The organism is Nocardioides islandensis, from assembly GCF_015352455.1.
In the GTDB taxonomy this organism is placed as follows: Bacteria; Actinomycetota; Actinomycetes; order Propionibacteriales; family Nocardioidaceae; genus Nocardioides; species Nocardioides islandensis.
Genome location: NZ_JADKPN010000017.1, coordinates 61,596 through 77,422, shown reverse-complemented (window position 1 = coordinate 77,422; position 15,827 = coordinate 61,596). Strand labels below are relative to the sequence as shown.

The 15,827-nt window shown below is 72.8% G+C and carries 12 protein-coding genes; 6 read left to right on the top strand and 6 right to left on the bottom strand.

Translation table 11 applies throughout. The features are described 5' to 3' along the window. Positions 1-35: 35 nt before the first annotated feature. The 4 genes from ISU07_RS21285 to ISU07_RS21270 are packed head-to-tail and all read right to left on the bottom strand — an operon-like array spanning position 36 to position 4,739. Positions 36-1,640, bottom strand: coding sequence for an AMP-binding protein (locus ISU07_RS21285; RefSeq protein ID WP_194708852.1), 1,605 nt, complete (start codon positions 1,638-1,640; stop codon positions 36-38). A 21-nt stretch (positions 1,641-1,661) separates the two neighbouring features. Further along, positions 1,662-2,666 (bottom strand): RDD family protein, encoded by a 1,005-nt coding sequence (locus tag ISU07_RS21280; RefSeq protein WP_194708851.1) that lies wholly within the window; start codon positions 2,664-2,666, stop codon positions 1,662-1,664. A 41-nt stretch (positions 2,667-2,707) separates the two neighbouring features. After that, positions 2,708-3,895 (bottom strand): FHA domain-containing protein, encoded by a 1,188-nt coding sequence (locus ISU07_RS21275; protein ID WP_194708850.1) that lies wholly within the window; start codon positions 3,893-3,895, stop codon positions 2,708-2,710. A 10-nt stretch (positions 3,896-3,905) separates the two neighbouring features. Beyond that, complete coding sequence (locus tag ISU07_RS21270) at positions 3,906-4,739, bottom strand: PP2C family protein-serine/threonine phosphatase (protein WP_194708849.1); 834 nt, start codon at positions 4,737-4,739, stop codon at positions 3,906-3,908. A 36-nt stretch (positions 4,740-4,775) separates the two neighbouring features. Between ISU07_RS21270 and ISU07_RS21265 the strand changes: the two genes are divergently transcribed. Genes ISU07_RS21265 through ISU07_RS24965 form a run of 3 tightly spaced genes read left to right on the top strand, consistent with a single transcriptional unit; the run spans position 4,776 to position 8,420 of the window. Further along, complete coding sequence (locus ISU07_RS21265) at positions 4,776-7,070, top strand: helicase C-terminal domain-containing protein (protein WP_194708848.1); 2,295 nt, start codon at positions 4,776-4,778, stop codon at positions 7,068-7,070. A 9-nt stretch (positions 7,071-7,079) separates the two neighbouring features. Next, on the top strand, positions 7,080-7,847 hold the full coding sequence (locus tag ISU07_RS21260) for an LLM class flavin-dependent oxidoreductase (protein WP_194708847.1): 768 nt from the start codon (positions 7,080-7,082) through the stop codon (positions 7,845-7,847). Between the two features lie 9 nt (positions 7,848-7,856). Further along, positions 7,857-8,420, top strand: a complete 564-nt coding sequence (locus ISU07_RS24965; RefSeq protein WP_194708846.1) for a CGNR zinc finger domain-containing protein — start codon at positions 7,857-7,859, stop codon at positions 8,418-8,420. Positions 8,421-8,482: 62 nt separating this feature from the next. Here ISU07_RS24965 and ISU07_RS21250 read toward each other — a convergent pair whose 3' ends face one another. Together ISU07_RS21250 and ISU07_RS21245 are read right to left on the bottom strand one after the other, a co-directional pair. Then, a complete protein-coding gene (locus ISU07_RS21250; RefSeq protein WP_194708845.1) occupies positions 8,483-10,234 on the bottom strand; it encodes an ABC transporter ATP-binding protein in 1,752 nt (583 codons plus the stop codon). After that, positions 10,231-11,943 carry an ABC transporter ATP-binding protein gene (locus tag ISU07_RS21245; RefSeq protein WP_323742744.1) on the bottom strand — a complete coding sequence of 571 codons (1,713 nt, stop codon included), beginning with the start codon at positions 11,941-11,943 and terminating at the stop codon, positions 10,231-10,233. The genes ISU07_RS21250 and ISU07_RS21245 overlap by 4 nt, the downstream gene beginning before the upstream one ends. Positions 11,944-12,099: 156 nt before the next feature. Here ISU07_RS21245 and ISU07_RS21240 point away from each other — a divergent pair, with 156 nt between their 5' ends. The 3 genes from ISU07_RS21240 (at position 12,100) to ISU07_RS21230 (ending at position 15,820) form a co-directional block, all read left to right on the top strand. Next, complete coding sequence (locus ISU07_RS21240; RefSeq protein ID WP_194708844.1) at positions 12,100-13,740, top strand: DNA repair helicase XPB; 1,641 nt, start codon at positions 12,100-12,102, stop codon at positions 13,738-13,740. Positions 13,741-13,829: 89 nt separating this feature from the next. Continuing rightward, a complete protein-coding gene (locus ISU07_RS21235; RefSeq protein WP_194708843.1) occupies positions 13,830-15,260 on the top strand; it encodes a choice-of-anchor L domain-containing protein in 1,431 nt (476 codons plus the stop codon). A gap of 113 nt (positions 15,261-15,373) precedes the next feature. Further along, positions 15,374-15,820 (top strand): hypothetical protein, encoded by a 447-nt coding sequence (locus ISU07_RS21230; RefSeq protein WP_194708842.1) that lies wholly within the window; start codon positions 15,374-15,376, stop codon positions 15,818-15,820. Positions 15,821-15,827: the final 7 nt, after the last annotated feature.

Genomic DNA, 15,827 nt, shown 5'->3' with positions numbered 1-15,827 from the left:
GGTGGCGAGCCTAGGAGGCGGCTTCGGGTGGGACCTCAGAGGCCGAGCTGCTCGGCGGTCTCCTCGCGCATCTGCACCTTGCGGATCTTGCCGGTCACGGTCATCGGGAACTCGTCGACGACCAGGACGTACCGCGGGATCTTGTAGTGCGCGAGCTTGCCGGTCGCGAACGCCCGGACGGCGTCGGCGTCGAGCGGCTCCGCGCCGGCCCTCATCTTGACCCAGGCGGCCAGCTCCTCGCCGTACTTCTGGTCCGGGACGCCGATCACCTGCACGTCCTCGATGTCGGGGTGCTGGTAGAGGAACTCCTCGATCTCGCGCGGGTAGATGTTCTCGCCGCCGCGGATGACCATGTCCTTGATGCGGCCGACGATGTTGCAGTAGCCGTCCTCGCGCATCTCGGCGAGGTCGCCGGTGTGCATCCAGCCGTCGGCGTCGATGGCCTCGGCGGTCTTCTCGGGGTCGTCCCAGTAGCCGAGCATCACGGAGTACCCGCGGGTGCAGAACTCGCCGGTCTCGCCGCGCCCGACGGTCGCGCCGGTGTCGGGGTCGACGATCTTGATCTCGACGTGCGGGTGGGCGCGGCCGATGGTCGCCGTACGCCGGTCGAGGTCGTCGTCGGCCCGTGTCTGGCAGGAGACGGGCGAGGTCTCGGTCATGCCGTAGGCGATCGACACCTCCTCCATGTGCATGTCGGAGATGCAGCGCTTCATCACCTCGACCGGGCAGATGGAGCCGGCCATGATCCCGGTGCGCAACGTCGAGAGGTCGTGGTCGCGGAACGTCGGGTGGTTCTGCATGGCGATGAACATCGTGGGCACGCCGTACACGCCCGTGCAGCGCTCCTCGGCGATCGTGCGGAGGGTCGTCTCGGGGTCGAAGCCGGGCGCGGGGATGACCATCGTCGCGCCGTGGGTGGAGCAGCCGAGGTTGCCCATCACCATGCCGAAGCAGTGGTAGAAGGGCACGGGGATGCAGAGCCGGTCCTCGTGGGTGAAGTTGATGGTCTCGGTGACGAAGTACCCGTTGTTGAGGATGTTGCGGTGCGACAGCGTCGCGCCCTTGGGGTAGCCCGTGGTGCCGGACGTGTACTGGATGTTGATGGGGTCGTGCGCGTCCAGCTCGTAGGTGAGCGCCTCGGCCAGCGTGATGCCGGGGTCGTGGACGTTGTGGTCGGTCCACTCCTGGTCACCGAGGAACCAGACCTGCTCGACGGGCACCCGGTCGCGGACCTCCGCGACCATCGACCGGTAGTCGCTGGTCTTGAACTCCGGCGCCGAGATCAGCAGCTTCGTGCCCGACTGGTTGAGCGCGTAGGCCAGCTCGTGGGTCCGGTACGCCGGGTTGATGTTGACCAGGATCGCGCCGATCTTCGCGGTCGCGAACTGGACGATCGTCCACTCGGCGCAGTTGGGCGACCAGATGCCGACCCGGTCGCCCTTGGTGATCCCGGCACGGAGCAGGCCGAGGGCGAGGTCGTCGACATCGGAGTCGAGCTCGGTCCACGTCCAGCGTCGTCCCGACGCGACCTCGACCAGCGCCTCGCGATCCGGGTACGCCGCGACGGTGCGTTCGAAGTTCGCCCCGATGGTCTCCTCGAGGAGCGGGGTGTCGGTCTCGCCGGCCGCGTAGGACTCCACTCTGGGAACCTACGCCCGCACTCATCCCTCGCGGGAGACCCGCATGGTGCGGTCGCCGAACCGGACCACGTCGCCGTCCAGCAAGGTGGCCGGCTTGCCGCCGGACAGCGGTCGCGAGACACCCTGGCGGACCAGCACCGAGCCGTTGGTGGACCCGCGGTCCATCACGACCAGCGCGCCGTCGCCGGCCAGCCCCACCTGCGCGTGCGTCTTCGACAGCGACATGTCCGGGGAGGGGAGGGCGACGAGGCGGCGCACGGTCTCGCCGCCGCGGCCCTCCGGACGCCGGCCCACGAGGACCAGGCCGTCGACGGGGACCCGCTCGCCGGTGTCGAACGTGAGCACCCACCCCGAGGGCGGCCCGGTCGGCGCGACGACGGGAGCCCTGCGGGCGGTGCGGTTGGCGTCAGCCACGCCGGCCGGTACGGGCACCGGGGGCTGCGGCTGCGGCACCGGCACCGTGGACGGGGTCGGTGCGGCCCGCGGTGTTCGACGGGGGGCCTCGGGCTGCGGGGCGGGCGGAGCCGGGACCAGGCGCATCGCGGTCAGGTTGACGACGTGCCGCGGCCCGCTGTGCGCCCGGTCGACCTCGACCGGCTCGGGCCGCACGTCCACCTCGATCGAGCGGGCGACCTGGTCGTGCCAGCCCCGTCGCTGTCGGCGTGGGTCCATGAGCGCGGTCCAGGCCAGCGTGGCCAGGCCGATGCCGAACGTCGGGATCGTGGCCACCCCGAGCACCAGCCCTCGCAGCAGCGCGCGGCCCACGCCGATGGGGGCCCCGGTGCCCACACCGACCACCCGCAGCCCGACGGCGGCCTTGCCGGGGGTCGCGCCACTGGCACCGAGGGCGACCGCGAACAGCAGCCACACGAGCAGCACCGCCCCGGCGACGAGAGCGACGCCGCCCCAGACCGCGTCGTCGCGGAAGAAGAGGGCGTATGCCGCCCAGCCGGCGGCCCCGATCAGCGTCCAGCCGACCAGCCGGTCGATCACGAACGCGTAGAAGCGCCGGTCCAGCCCGGCCACCGGGTAGCCGGCGGCGGGTCGGTCGTGGGCGGGCTGCTCGCTCAGCTGTTGCCGACCTGGATCGTCACGCCGTCCCCGAGGTCGATGATCGCGCCGGGGATGAGCTGGACGGCAATGCCGGGCTGGAGGTCCTCCGGCGGCAGGCCGGGCTGGACGAGCACGGTGCCGTTGGTGGAGCCGAGGTCGGTGGCCACCGCCGACCCGTGGTCGGCCCCGGCGCCCGGACGGATCTCCAGGTGGGTGGAGGAGATCTCCTGGTTCGGGCTCGGCACCGTGACCAGGCGCGGCTGCTCGGTCGAGGTGAACCGCCGCGCCTCCGGCGCCCGGCCCACGATCACCGCCCGGTCGACCTCGACGACGTCGCCGCTGGAGAACGTCAGCTTCGCGACGGGGGCCGACAGCACGCTCGGCGCCGGCGGCTGACCGGGGATGCCGGGCTGGCTGCGCGCGAGCTCACCGGGCTCCCAGCTGCCGCCCTGGGTGTGCCCGTCATGCTCGGTCGACCCGGGTGACGGCGCCGACGCGGGTGCCGGGACCGGCTGGGGCGTCGGCTGGGGCGTCGGCTGGGCCCAGCCTGCCTGCTCGGTCAGCGAGGGCTCCTGCCGGTGCGTGGGCGGGTCGTCGAGCGGCGTCTCGAGGCCGAGCGGGTCGGCGCCGGGGATCGCGGAGTAGAACGCCGTCTCCTCCTCCGCCGAGGGCTCCGGCTCGGGGGTCGGCTCCGGGGTCGGCTCCGGCGCGGGGGTCGGCTCGGGAGTGGGCTCGGGATCGAGCGCGGGCTCGGGGGCGGCCGGCTCCGCGGCGTACGCCGGCCGGTCGGTGCGCCCGATCCGCACCAGGCCGCCGGGGATGGGCAGGTCGTCGGTGCCGTCGGTGTCCGCGACCTCGATGCGCATGGCGCGCACGTCACGCAGCGAGCGTTCGGCCCAGGTCGTCGCCGAGGACCCCTCCACCGTGACGGTCTCCTCGCCGCAGGTGAACTCGGCCTTGGCGGCGCCGCGGATGACGACCTTGGTCTCACCGTCGTCCTCGCTGACCAGCACGAACCCGGGCAGCTCGCGGAGCCCGTCGGAGATCAGCGCGTCGAGCACCTCGTCGAAGCCGGCGCCGTCGTCGACCAGGGCCCAGATCGCGGCGACCCGGGCCTTCTCGGTGGGTGGGAGGACGACGGTCGCGTGCTCGCCGAACACCCCGAACCAGTCGCCGGGGCGGTACGAACGAGACTCACTCACGGCAGGTCCCTCATGGCCGGGCTCCTAGCTTCATCTCCAGACTCACGCGCTGGCGCTCGGAGTCGTACCCGCTCTCGCTCTCCAATCCCATCACATCGACGACGACCGCCGTCGCGTTGTCACGCCCGCCGGCCGCGACCGCCGCGGCGACCAGCCGGTCGGCCGCGTCGCGCGGGTCCGTGGCGTCGGCGAGGATCGCCGCGACCTCCCGGTCGCCGATCATCTCGTTGATCCCGTCGGAACAGAGCAGCAGGCGTTCGGCGCTGGCCAGCGGCAGCAGGAAGTAGTCGGCGTCCTCGAGCTCGGGCCCGCCGAGGGCCCGGGTGACGACGTGCCGCGCGGGGTGGCTGGACATCTCCTCGCGCGTGATCGTGCCCTCGTCGGCCAGCTCCTGCACGAGGCTGTGGTCGACGCTGACCTGCTCGAGGTCGCCGTCGACGAACCTGTAGATGCGGGAGTCGCCGACGTTGGCCAGCAGCCACTTCGGCGCGCCGCCCTCCTGCGCGTCGTCCTCGACGAGCAGCGCGACCACGGCGGTGGTGCCGGCCTGGAAGTCCCGGCCGGTGTGGCGCGACTGCTCCTCGGCGTACTCGGTGATCCGGCGGTGGCAGGCGACCAGGGTCTCGGCGACGGCGATGCTGCCGCGTCGTGGGTCGTACCCCTCCTCGGCCAGCCGGGCGAACTCCTCGACCACGATCCGGCTGGCGACGTCGCCGCCGTCGTGGCCGCCCATCCCGTCGGCGACGACGAACACCGGCGGCGCGGCCAGGTACGAGTCCTCGTTGACCTCGCGCACACGGCCCACGTCGGTGGCCGCGCCGTAGTGCAGCTCGACGCGACTCATCGGACCGGTCCCGGACGCCCCGGTAGCGTGGTCGCGATGGCCAGATCGACCCCCAGGACGGGCAACCGGTCGTTGGCCGACCAGCTGCGAGGCTGGCCGGACGACCGGCTCTCCCGGCTGCTCCGCGAGCGTCCCGATCTCGCCACTCCTGCCCCTCAGGACTCGGGCCAGCTCGCGTCGCGAGCGGCGGCCCGGTCGTCCGTGCCTCGTGCGCTCGACCTGCTCACCAAGCTCGAGCTCTGTGTAGTGGATGCCCTCGTAGCCGCGGGTCAAACCACCCAAGCCGATCTGGTGTCACTGGTCAACGCCTCCGACGACGCCGTACGCCGGGCGGTCGAGCGCCTGGTCGACCTCGGCCTGGCCTGGGAGTCGACCGGCGGCCTGCGCGCGGTGGCCGGCATCGCCGAGCTGCCGCGCGGCACCGCGCTGTCCTCCTCGCTCGGCGGGCTGCGGCCGTTCTCCCCCGACGCGCCGTCGCCCGAGGAGGTCGCCGAGCGGCTGGCCGCGATCAGCCCGGCCGCGCGGGCGCTGCTCGAGCACGTCGACCAGAGCGGCGGCGAGGCCACCGCCGGGTCGGCCCGGCACACCGTGCTGCCCGACGATGCCACGACACCGGCCGAGGAGCTGCTGGCGCGCAAGCTGCTGGTGCCTCGGTCCGGCGGCCAGGTCTGGGTGCCCGGCGAGGTGAGCGTCGCGCTGCGCGGCGGCCACACGACGGTGGCGCCCGTGGACGACGTACCGGCGCTGGCCACCGCCGACCGCGACGCCGCGCTCGTCGAGCGGACGGCCGCCGGAGCCGCGTTCGACGTCGTGCGCCGGGTCGAGCTGCTGCTGGACCACTGGGGCGCGCAGCCGCCCGGCGAGCTGCGGGCCGGTGGTCTGGGCGTCCGCGAGCTGAAGGCGGCCGCCGCGCACCTGCACGTCGACGAGCGCCAGGCCGGCCTGCTCGTCGAGGTGGCCGCGGAGGCACGGCTGCTGGCCTCGCGCTACGACGAGGACGGCAACGCCGTGTACGCGCCCACCGACGCCTTCGACGGCTGGACCCGGCAGGCGGCCGCCGAGCGGTGGGCGACGCTGGCGACGGCGTGGCTCGGCACCCCGCGGTTGCCGGGTCTGGTCGGCCGCCGCGATGCCTCCGGACGGGCGATGGTGGCGCTGGCCCCGGAGAACACCAGCGCACACGCCGCGGAGACCCGGCGAGCCGTGCTCACCGAGGTCGCCGCCCTGCCCGACGGGCAGGTGCTCGCGACGGGCACCGGCCCGCCCACCCTGGTCGAGCGGCTGGCCTGGCTGCGACCGCGCCGGCCGCGTACGCGTGCGGACCAGGCGGTGTGGGCCCTCGACGAGGCGACCACCCTGGGCCTGGTCGCCCTCGGCGGCGTGCCGGCGTACGCGCGCCTCCTCCTCGACGGCGAGGTGGCCCGCGCGACCCTGGCCCTGGTGCCGCTGATGCCCGCACCCGTCGACCACGTGCTCCTGCAGGCTGATCTCACGGCCGTCGCGCCGGGGCCGCTCGAGCCGGACCTGGCCCGCCGGCTGCAGGTGGTCGCGCAGGTCGAGTCGCGGGGAGGTGCGACCGTCTACCGCTTCACCCGCGACTCCGTACGTCGCGCGCTCGACCTCGGCTGGAGCGCGGCGGAGCTGCACGGCTTCCTCGCCGAGGTCTCGCGGACGCCGGTCCCGCAGCCGCTGACGTACCTCGTCGACGACACCGCGCGGACCTTCGGCACCGTCCGGGTCGGCCACGCCGAGGCGTTCATCCGCGCCGACGACGAGACCGCGCTCTCCGAGCTGATGGCGCACCCCCAGGCGGCCTCGCTCGGCCTGCGCCGGCTGGCGCCGACGGTCCTGGTCAGCAGCACCCCGCTCGACATCCTGCTGCCGCGGCTGCGCGAGATGGGGGCCGCGCCGGCCGTCGAGGCGCCGGACGGCACGCTCCACGTCGCGCGCTCGGACCTGCTCCGCGCCCGCACGCCGAAGGAGCGGGGGTCGGCCGAGCGGGCGACCCGCGAGTCGGCGTCCCTCGCCCGGGTGGTGGCCGCGATCCGGGCCGGCGACCGGGCCGTGGCCGAGCGCCCGTCGGACCTACCGGCGTTCACGCCGACCGACTCGATGACGGCGCTGCGCCAGGCGGTGGCCGGCCGGGCGTCGGTGCTCATCGCCTACGTCGACAACCACGGCGCGAGCACCGAGCGTATCGTCGACCCGCTGGGCCTCGAGGGCGGCTGGTTGACGGCGCTGGACCACCGCAGCGAGGAGATCCGCACCTTCGCGGTGCACCGCATCACCTCGGTCAGCCCGGTCGCCATCGACTTGGGGGACATGCCCTAGCGTCTCGGGGTGCGCTACCTGCTGAGCGTCCCGCCGTTCACCGACCCCCGCGTCGTCGTCGACCTCGCCGTGCTCGCCGAGGAGAGCGGCTGGGACGGGTTCTTCCTCTGGGACCACCTGCGCTGGGACGACAAGCAGGAGGTGCACGACCCGTGGGTGCTGCTCGGCGCGATCGCGGCGCGCACCTCGCGCCTGGTCCTGGGCACCCTGGTGACGCCCCTGTCGCGGCGGCGACCCTGGGTGGTCGCCAAGCACCTGGTCACCCTCGACCACCTCGCACCGGGTCGGGTCGTCCTCGGTGTGGGCCTGGGGGACCCGCCCGACCTCGACTTCTCCGACCTCGGCGACGAGGGCGACCACCGCACCCGGGCGGCGATCCTCGACGAGGCGCTCGAGGTGGTCGCGGGGCTGGTCGCCGGCGAGCGGGTCGACCACGACGGCGAGCACCACCGCGTCCACGCGGCCATGCGGCCGGCCGCGAGCCGGGTGCCGATCTGGGTGGCCGGGCGGACGCCCAACAAGCGGCCGCTCGAGCGTGCGCGTCGCTGGGACGGCTACGCCCCCATCGGCGACGGCCTCGATCCGGCCTCCCTCGTCGAGCTGGTGGGCCCGCCACCCCGGCCCGGCTGGGACCTGGTCGTGCCCTGGGAGGACGATGCGCCGGCCCTGGACTACGAGGCGGCCGGGGTGACCTGGCTGGTGAAGTCCGTCTGGCCGACCGACGAGGGCTGGGTCGAGGAGCTGCACGACCTCGCCGGCCGTGACCCTCGAACCTAGGCTGGGTCCGTGGACTTCGTCAGGTACGCCGAGGCGTCGGCGCGGCTGCTGAACGCATCGCTCGACGGGCCCGAGGCGCTGGTCGCGATCCTGCCGGGACGCGAGTGGCTGCACCCGCAGGTGACCGAGCGCGACATCACCACGCTGCGCCGGTTCCAGAAGGAGCTGCGCCCGGTGTTCGACGCCGCCGACGCCGGCGACGTACGGGCCACGATCGACGGGCTGAACGACGCGATGGTGCGCCACCCGATCACCCCGCGGATCTCCGACCACGACGCCGACGACCTGCACCTCCACGTCGCCACCAAGTCCGCCTCGGTCGCCGAGCTGCTCATCGGGGAGGCCCTGCTCGGCCTCGCCACGCTGGTCTGCGACCTCGGCCCCACCCGTCTCGGCGTCTGCCAGGCCTCGCCCTGCACCAATGTCTTCGTCGACACCTCCCCCAACCACTCCCGCCGCTACTGCTCGGACCGCTGCTCCTCGCGCGCCAACGTCGCGGCGTACCGGGCGAGGCAGAAGGCCGCCGTTTCGCCGGTCGAGGAGGGACGAAGTCCCGTCACGAGACCACGCTGAAGGTCACGGGGGTCTCGTGACAGGCGCTGGCGCGCCTTCCTCGACCAGCGAGGCGGCGAACGTCAGTGCTTGCCGTTCCAGCTGTCCCAGAGCGCGGCGTACGAGCCACCGGCCTCGACCAGGTCGTCGTGGGAGCCGAGCTCGCTGATCTTCCCGTCCTCCACGACGGCGACCCGGTCGGCGTCGTGGGCGGAGAAGAGGCGGTGCGCGATGGCGATGACGGTGCGGCCGTGCAGGACGGCGGCCAGCGAGCGCTCGAGGTGACGCGCGGCGCGGGGGTCGATCAGCGACGTGGCCTCGTCGAGGACGAGGGTGTGGGGGTCGGCGAGGACGAGGCGGGCCAGGGCGACCTGCTGGGCCTGCGCGTCGGTGAGGTGCCGGCCGCCGGAGCCGACGACCGTGTCGAGGCCGGAGGGCAGCAGGTCGACCCAGGCCAGCGCGTCCACGGCGTCCAACGCGTCGCGCAGGGAGTCGTCCGCGGTGCCGGGCGGGGCCGCCAACGCGAGGTTCTCCCGCAACGTGCCCACGAACACGTGGTGCTCCTGGGTCACCAGGGCGACGTGGCCGCGCAGGTCGTCGAGCGGCAGCTCGACGAGACCGACGCCGCCGACCGTCACCGAGCCGGTGCGCGGCGGGTGGATGCCGGCGAGCAGCCGGCCGAGCGTCGACTTGCCGGCCCCGGACGGGCCGACCATCGCGATCCGCTCCCCCGGCGCGACCTGGAGGTCGACGCCGTGCAGGACGTCGCGGCCCTCGACGTAGGCGAACCGCACGTCGTCGGCGTCCAGCCGCTCACCCGAGGGCACCCGCCCGGTGGGCGTGCGGTCGTCGGGCACCATCGCGACTCCGAGCAGCCGGGCCAGCGAGGCCTGCCCGACCTGGAGCTCGTCGAGGATCGAGACGATGCGGTCGACGGGGTCGATGAGCATCTGCACGTACAGCGTCGCGGCCGTGACCTCGCCCAGCGTCGCCGAACCCTGCGTGTAGAGCCAGCCACCGAGCAGCAGCGTGCAGACGGTCGGGATGAGGTACGACAGCTCCATGTTCGGGAAGAACACGGTGCGCAGGTACAGCGTGTAGCGCTCCGCGGCGTACGACTCCGCGATGTCCCCGTCGATCGCGGCGACCCGCTCGCGCCCGAGCCCCAGCGCCTCGACCGTGCGCGCGCCCTCGACGGTCTCGGTGAGGGTCGCGTTCATCCGTGAGTAGGACGCCCCTTCACGGAGGTACCCCGCCTTCGCGCGCCGCAGGTACCAGCGCAGGCCGGCCGCCAGCGGCGGCAGGCCGAGCAGGCACGGCAGGATCACCCACCAGCCCACGCTGATCGCGGCGACGAACGTGACGACTGCCGTGACGACGGCGATCGTCCACTCCGGCAGCGCCCAGCGCACCGACCAGCCGAGCTGGTCGACGTCACGGCTGGTGCGGGTCAGCAGGTCGCCGGATCCCGCGGACTCGACCGTGCCGACCGGCAGCGACAGCGCGTTGCCGACGAAGTCCTCGCGCAGCCGGGCGAGCACCTGCTCGCCGAGCGCCTGGCTGACGTACCGGGCGTACCTGGTCAGCACGGTCTGGGCGACGAGGAACAGCGCGAGCACCAGCACGATCCGGTCGACGTGGCCCGTGGTGGTGCCCTCCTCGACCGCCTGCACCAGCCCACCGAGCAGCCGTGGCGCCGCCAGCGAGGCGAGTGCCGCACCGATGTGCAGGACCAGCGCGCCCCACAGCATCCGCGGGTACGTGCGCGCCAGCTGACGCACGTACCGGCGCAAGGTCGGCGCGTCGGCCACCGGCAGCGCCGTCGTCGCGCTCATGCCGGGACCTCCGTCTCGCGGGTGACGACGGCGCGGAAGTCCGGGCGCGTCGCCAGCAGGTCGGCGTACGTCCCCACCGCCGCGACCTGTCCACCGCTGAGGAACACCACCTCGTCGACGGCGTCGAGGACGAGCGGGCTGGAGCTGACCACGACCGTGGTGCGTCCGGCCCGGTGCGCCCGCAGCCGCGACGCGATCCGGGCCTCGGTGTGCGCGTCGACCGCGGACGTCGGCTCGACGAGCACCAGGACCTCCGGGTCCACCGCGAGGGCGCGCGCGAGCACGAGTCGCTGCCGCTGTCCGCCGGAGAACGTCCGCCCTCGCTCGGCCACGATGCTGTCGAACCCGTCGGGCAGGGCTTCGAGGATGTCCTCGGTCGCCGCGGTCGTCAGGGCCGCGTCGACGGCGCCGGACCCGCTGACGTCGAGCCGGTCCCGCAGCCGGCCCGAGAACAGCGTGGCGCCCGTGTCGGAGACGACGATGCGGCGGCGTACGTCGTCGCGCGCCAGCGAGGTCAGGGGTACGTCGCCGAGCGTGACGTCGTCGTCGACCTCGGCCGCGCACAGCCCGAGCCGGTCGGCCAGCGCGGCCGCCTCGTCGGGCAGGTCGCTGACGACGGCGGTCAGCAGCCCGGGACGGACGACCAGGCCGGTGCGCGCGTCCGCGAGCACGGCGCCCAGCGGCGGCGCCGGGGAAGGCTCTGCCGGGTCGAGGTGGTCGGGCGTCAGCGCCAGCACCCGGCAGACCCGGCGTGCGGCGACCCGGCCGCGGATCAGCTTGTTGGCGTACTCGGTCGCGGTGCGCAGCGGCATCATCAGGAACGCGGCGTACCCGTAGAACGCGACCAGCTCGCCGGGCGTGATCCGGCCCTGCACGGCGTACCGAGCCCCGAGCCAGACCACGACCACGACGAACAGCCCGGGCAGGAACACCTGGAGGGCGTCCAGCACCGACTGCACGCGCGCGACCTCGACGCCGGCGCGGCGGGTGGTCTGCGACTCGCGGCGGTACCGGTCGTGGAAGACCTGCTCCCCGCCGATCCCGCGCAGCACCCGCAGCCCGCCGACGATGTCGGTGGCGGTGTTGGACAGCTCGCCCATCAGGTGACGCTGGTGCGCGCTGCGGGCCTGCAACGGCCGCAGCAGCGGCGCGATCAGCAGCATCAGCACCGGGACGCCGATCAGCACCAGCAGGCCGAGCGGCACCGACGTGCCGAGCAGGATCACGGCCACCAGCACGAACGAGACGACGGCGCCGCTGAACCGCGCCGACACGTCCATCACCTGGCCGATGCTGGAGAGGTCGTTGGTGCCGATCGCGACGACCTCGCCGGTCGACACCTTGCGGGGCAGGGTGCCGCCGAGGTGCACCGTCTGGCGCGCGACCAGCTGCACGGTCCGGTACGCCGACGTCAGCCAGTTGGTCACCGCCATCCGGTGCCGCATGATCCCGCTGACCGCCTGCACGATGCCGATCAGCAGCATCAGCCCGGCGTACTCGAGCAGCGCGTGCCCGTCCTTGGCCGCGACTCCGCGGTCGATCGCGCGGCCGATCACGGCGGGCATCACGGCCTGCGAGCTCATCCAGACGATGCCGAAGCACATGCCCAGCACGAGGGTGTGCCACTGACCTTTGGCCATCCACCAGAGGAAGCGACCCGGCGACCGGACGTCGGCCGTCCCGGGGTCGTCGAGAGGGAGGCGGCGCACTCCCCCCAATGTAGGGACCACCGACTACAGCAGGCGACCGAGTTTTCGCTGGTCGAGGAGGGACGAAGTCCCGTCACGAGACCTGGCGAGGTCTCGTGGCAGGCGCCAGGGCGCCTTCCTCGACCAGCGGTACGGACGCGTCCGTAAACTCGGCGGGTGAACGACGGCCCCCTGATCGTGCAGAGCGACAAGACCCTGTTGCTCGAGGTCGACCACGAGCAGGCCACCGACTGCCGCAAGGCGATCGCCCCGTTCGCCGAGCTGGAGCGCAGCCCCGAGCACATCCACACCTACCGGCTCACACCGCTCGGGCTCTGGAACGCACGCGCCGCCGGCCACGACGCCGAGCAGGTCATCGACACCCTCCTCGCGTTCAGCCGGTACGCCGTTCCGCACGCGCTGCTCGTCGACGTCGCGGAGACGATGGCGAGGTACGGCCGGCTGCGGCTGGAGAAGCACCCCGTGCACGGACTCGTCCTGGCCTCGAACGACCGGCCGGTGCTCGAGGAGGTCCTGCGGGCCAAGCGGGTGCAGGGGATGCTCGGCAACCGCATCGACGAGGACACCGTCGTGGTGCACGCGAGCGAGCGCGGCAACCTCAAGCAGGCGTTGCTCAAGCTCGGCTGGCCGGCGGAGGACTTCGCCGGGTACGTCGACGGCGAGGCACACCCGATCGAGCTCAAGGAGGAGGGCTGGGCGCTGCGGGCCTACCAGCGCGAGGCCGCCGAGTCCTTCTGGCACGGCGGGTCCGGCGTGGTGGTGCTGCCGTGCGGAGCCGGCAAGACGCTGGTCGGTGCCGCCGCGATGGCCGAGGCGAAGGCGACCACCCTGATCCTGGTCACCAACACGGTCTCCGCGCGGCAGTGGAAGGACGAGCTGGTCCGGCGTACCTCCCTCACCGCCGACGAGATCGGCGAGTACTCCGGCTCCGTCAAGGAGGTCCGGCCGGTCACCATCGCGACCTACCAGGTGATGACCACCAAGCGCGGCGGCGTCTACAAGCACCTCGAGCTGCTCGACGCCCGCGACTGGGGCCTCATCGTCTACGACGAGGTGCACCTGCTGCCCGCGCCGATCTTCCGGATGACCGCGAACCTCCAGGCCCGTCGGCGCCTCGGCCTGACCGCGACACTCGTGCGCGAGGACGGCCGCGAGGGCGACGTGTTCTCGCTGATCGGGCCGAAGCGGTACGACGCGCCGTGGAAGGACATCGAGGCACAGGGCTGGATCGCGCCGGCCGACTGCGTCGAGGTGCGGGTGTCGATGACGTCCTCGGAGCGGATGGCCTACGCCACGGCGGACCCGGACGAGCGCTACCGCCTCGCGTCGTGCACGCCGTCGAAGACGCGCGTCGCCGAGCTGCTGGCCGAGAAGCACGCGGGCGAGCCGACGCTGGTGATCGGTCAGTACCTCGACCAGCTCGACGAGCTGGCCACCTACCTGGATGCCCCGGTGATCAAGGGCGAGACCCCGGTCAAGGAGCGTCAGCGGCTCTTCGAGGCCTTCCGCACCGGGGAGATCAACCTGCTCGTCGTCTCGAAGGTCGCGAACTTCTCCATCGACCTTCCCGAGGCCGCGGTCGCCATCCAGGTGTCCGGCTCGTTCGGCTCGCGCCAGGAGGAGGCCCAGCGCCTGGGCCGGCTGCTACGGCCGAAGTCCGACGGACGCACGGCCCGCTTCTACGCCGTCGTCGCCCGGGACAGCGTGGACGCCGACTTCGCGCAGAACCGGCAGCGCTTCCTCGCCGAGCAGGGTTACGCCTACCGGATCACCGACGCCGACGACCTCCTGACCTAACGGCCTATTGCCCTCCCGGTATCAGCGGAGGGAGGCTCTGCTCCTCACCAGCATCTCGGGTCCAGCCACGCATGCACGAAGGAGATGTCATGAGAGCACGTAGGGCCCGGTCATTCAGGGCCTCGGGAATGCTCGTCGCGGGGGTCGCGACCTTCAGTCTCGTCACGGCGGCGGCCGCCAACGCCGTCATCACCACCACCAACGACGCCCCCACGCTGGCGGGCGCCCTCGCGCCGGCCGGCCTGGTCACCGGCAGTGGGCTGGCGCAGGCCTACCCCTGCGTCGCCGACGACCCGGGCACGACGGACTTCGACGAGTCGCTCTGCCCGTCGGCGGTCTCGGACACCCCCTTGGCCGGCTTCCCGACCGAAGGCACGACGTACGACATCCTGACCACGGGCAACGCGGCGCTCGCCGACGACCCGAACGTCAGCCCGGACGACGGCTACGCGTGGACGACGTCCAACCCCGCGATGGGCTCGTCGGTGTACGACTGGCAGACCTACCGCTTCGACCTGGCGCCGGCGACCACGGGCTGCCTGGCGTTCGACTTCAAGTTCTTGTCCGACGAGTTCCCGGAGTTCATCAACTCGCAGTTCAACGACGCGTTCATCGCCCAGCTCGGTGGGGCGAACGTCTCCGTCGACCCGACCACCGGTGTCATCAACGCCCCGGGCAACTTCGCCGCGGGTGCCGGGGACATGATCTCCGTCAACGCCTCCGGCCCGAGCGCCACCAGCGCCGCCGCGTCGGCCGGCACGATCTACGACGGCTCGACGAACCTCCTGATCGCCCGGACCCCGGTGACCCCAGGTGCGCCGGTCTCGCTCTACCTGACGCTGTTCGACCAGGGCGACCACATCTACGACAGCGCCGTCTTCCTGGACAACCTGCGCTACGAGACGATCGCGCCGACCAAGTGCAAGTCGCTGGCTCTCGACCCCTACGAGGGGCTGACCGGGGTGACGCCCCTGGCCGCAGGGCCCGCTTTCACGGCCGGCTACACGGCGCTCAACCTGCCGCTCAGCTGCGACCTGCCGCCCGGCTCGGTCCAGTGCACGGTCAACGGTGCCGCGGCCTTCACCGCGACCGCCGGACGCACGGTCGCCCGCACGGGTCGTGACGCCCGGGCGATCATCCTCCCGGTCGCGCTGGCCGCAGGTTCGGCCACCATCCCGGCGAACACCAACGGCGTGCTGTCGATGCCGACGACGCCCGCGGGCGTCGCGGCCGTCAAGGCGGCCATCGCCAAGCCGGCACTGCTGAAGCACCAGGCCAAGCTGCTGAAGAAGAAGGCCAAGAAGCTCCTCAAGAAGGCCCAGCAGCTCCGCGCCGAGGGCAAGATCGCCAAGGCCAAGAAGCTGGAGAAGCAGGCGGCCAGGTTGATCAAGCGCGCCAAGCGGCTGATCAAGCGGGCGAACATCCTTCTGACGAAGCCGCTCGGCACGATCACGACCACGGTCACCAACCCCAGCAACGGAGCAGCTTTCACGATCACGTCCGTGCTGCCGCGTCCGTGACCTACGCTCGCTGAACCGCTCGACACGAAGGGCGGCTCCCGGCCGACAGGCCGGGGCCGCCCTTCGTGCGTCCGCTGGGAAACCGCCCGCCCCTCCTGACCGTCCGAGGTGTCATGGACTTCCTGCTGCTCTGGCTGCTCGGCTTGCTCTCGATCTTCTCCGCCTTCGGGCCGGCCGAGTACGAGGAGTCCTCGTCCTCGGAACCGAGCGTGAGCGCAGAGCCGTCGCCGGCGGCGTCGCCGGTGATCGACCCCATCGCGGAGCAGTTCTTCCAGCGCGCTCCCCTGCCGTCGTGCGGCGAGTACCAGGTGGAGCACGGCTACTACGAGCAGTCCGCCCAGCCCGGGTGGCAGTGCCTGCAGGACTCGGCGCAGGCCCAGGGAGCCGAGGCCACGTTCATCGCCCAGCTGACCGGGCAGGCTCCGACCTACTCGTACGTCCGGGTCGCCGACGGCGTCATGGAGATCTACGTCAACGACCCGTCGAAGGGCGACATGGGGCTGTGGACCTACGACACCTGCTCGGTCGCGGACTCGTCCTTCCGCCAGGGCTGCCCGTAACCCCCCG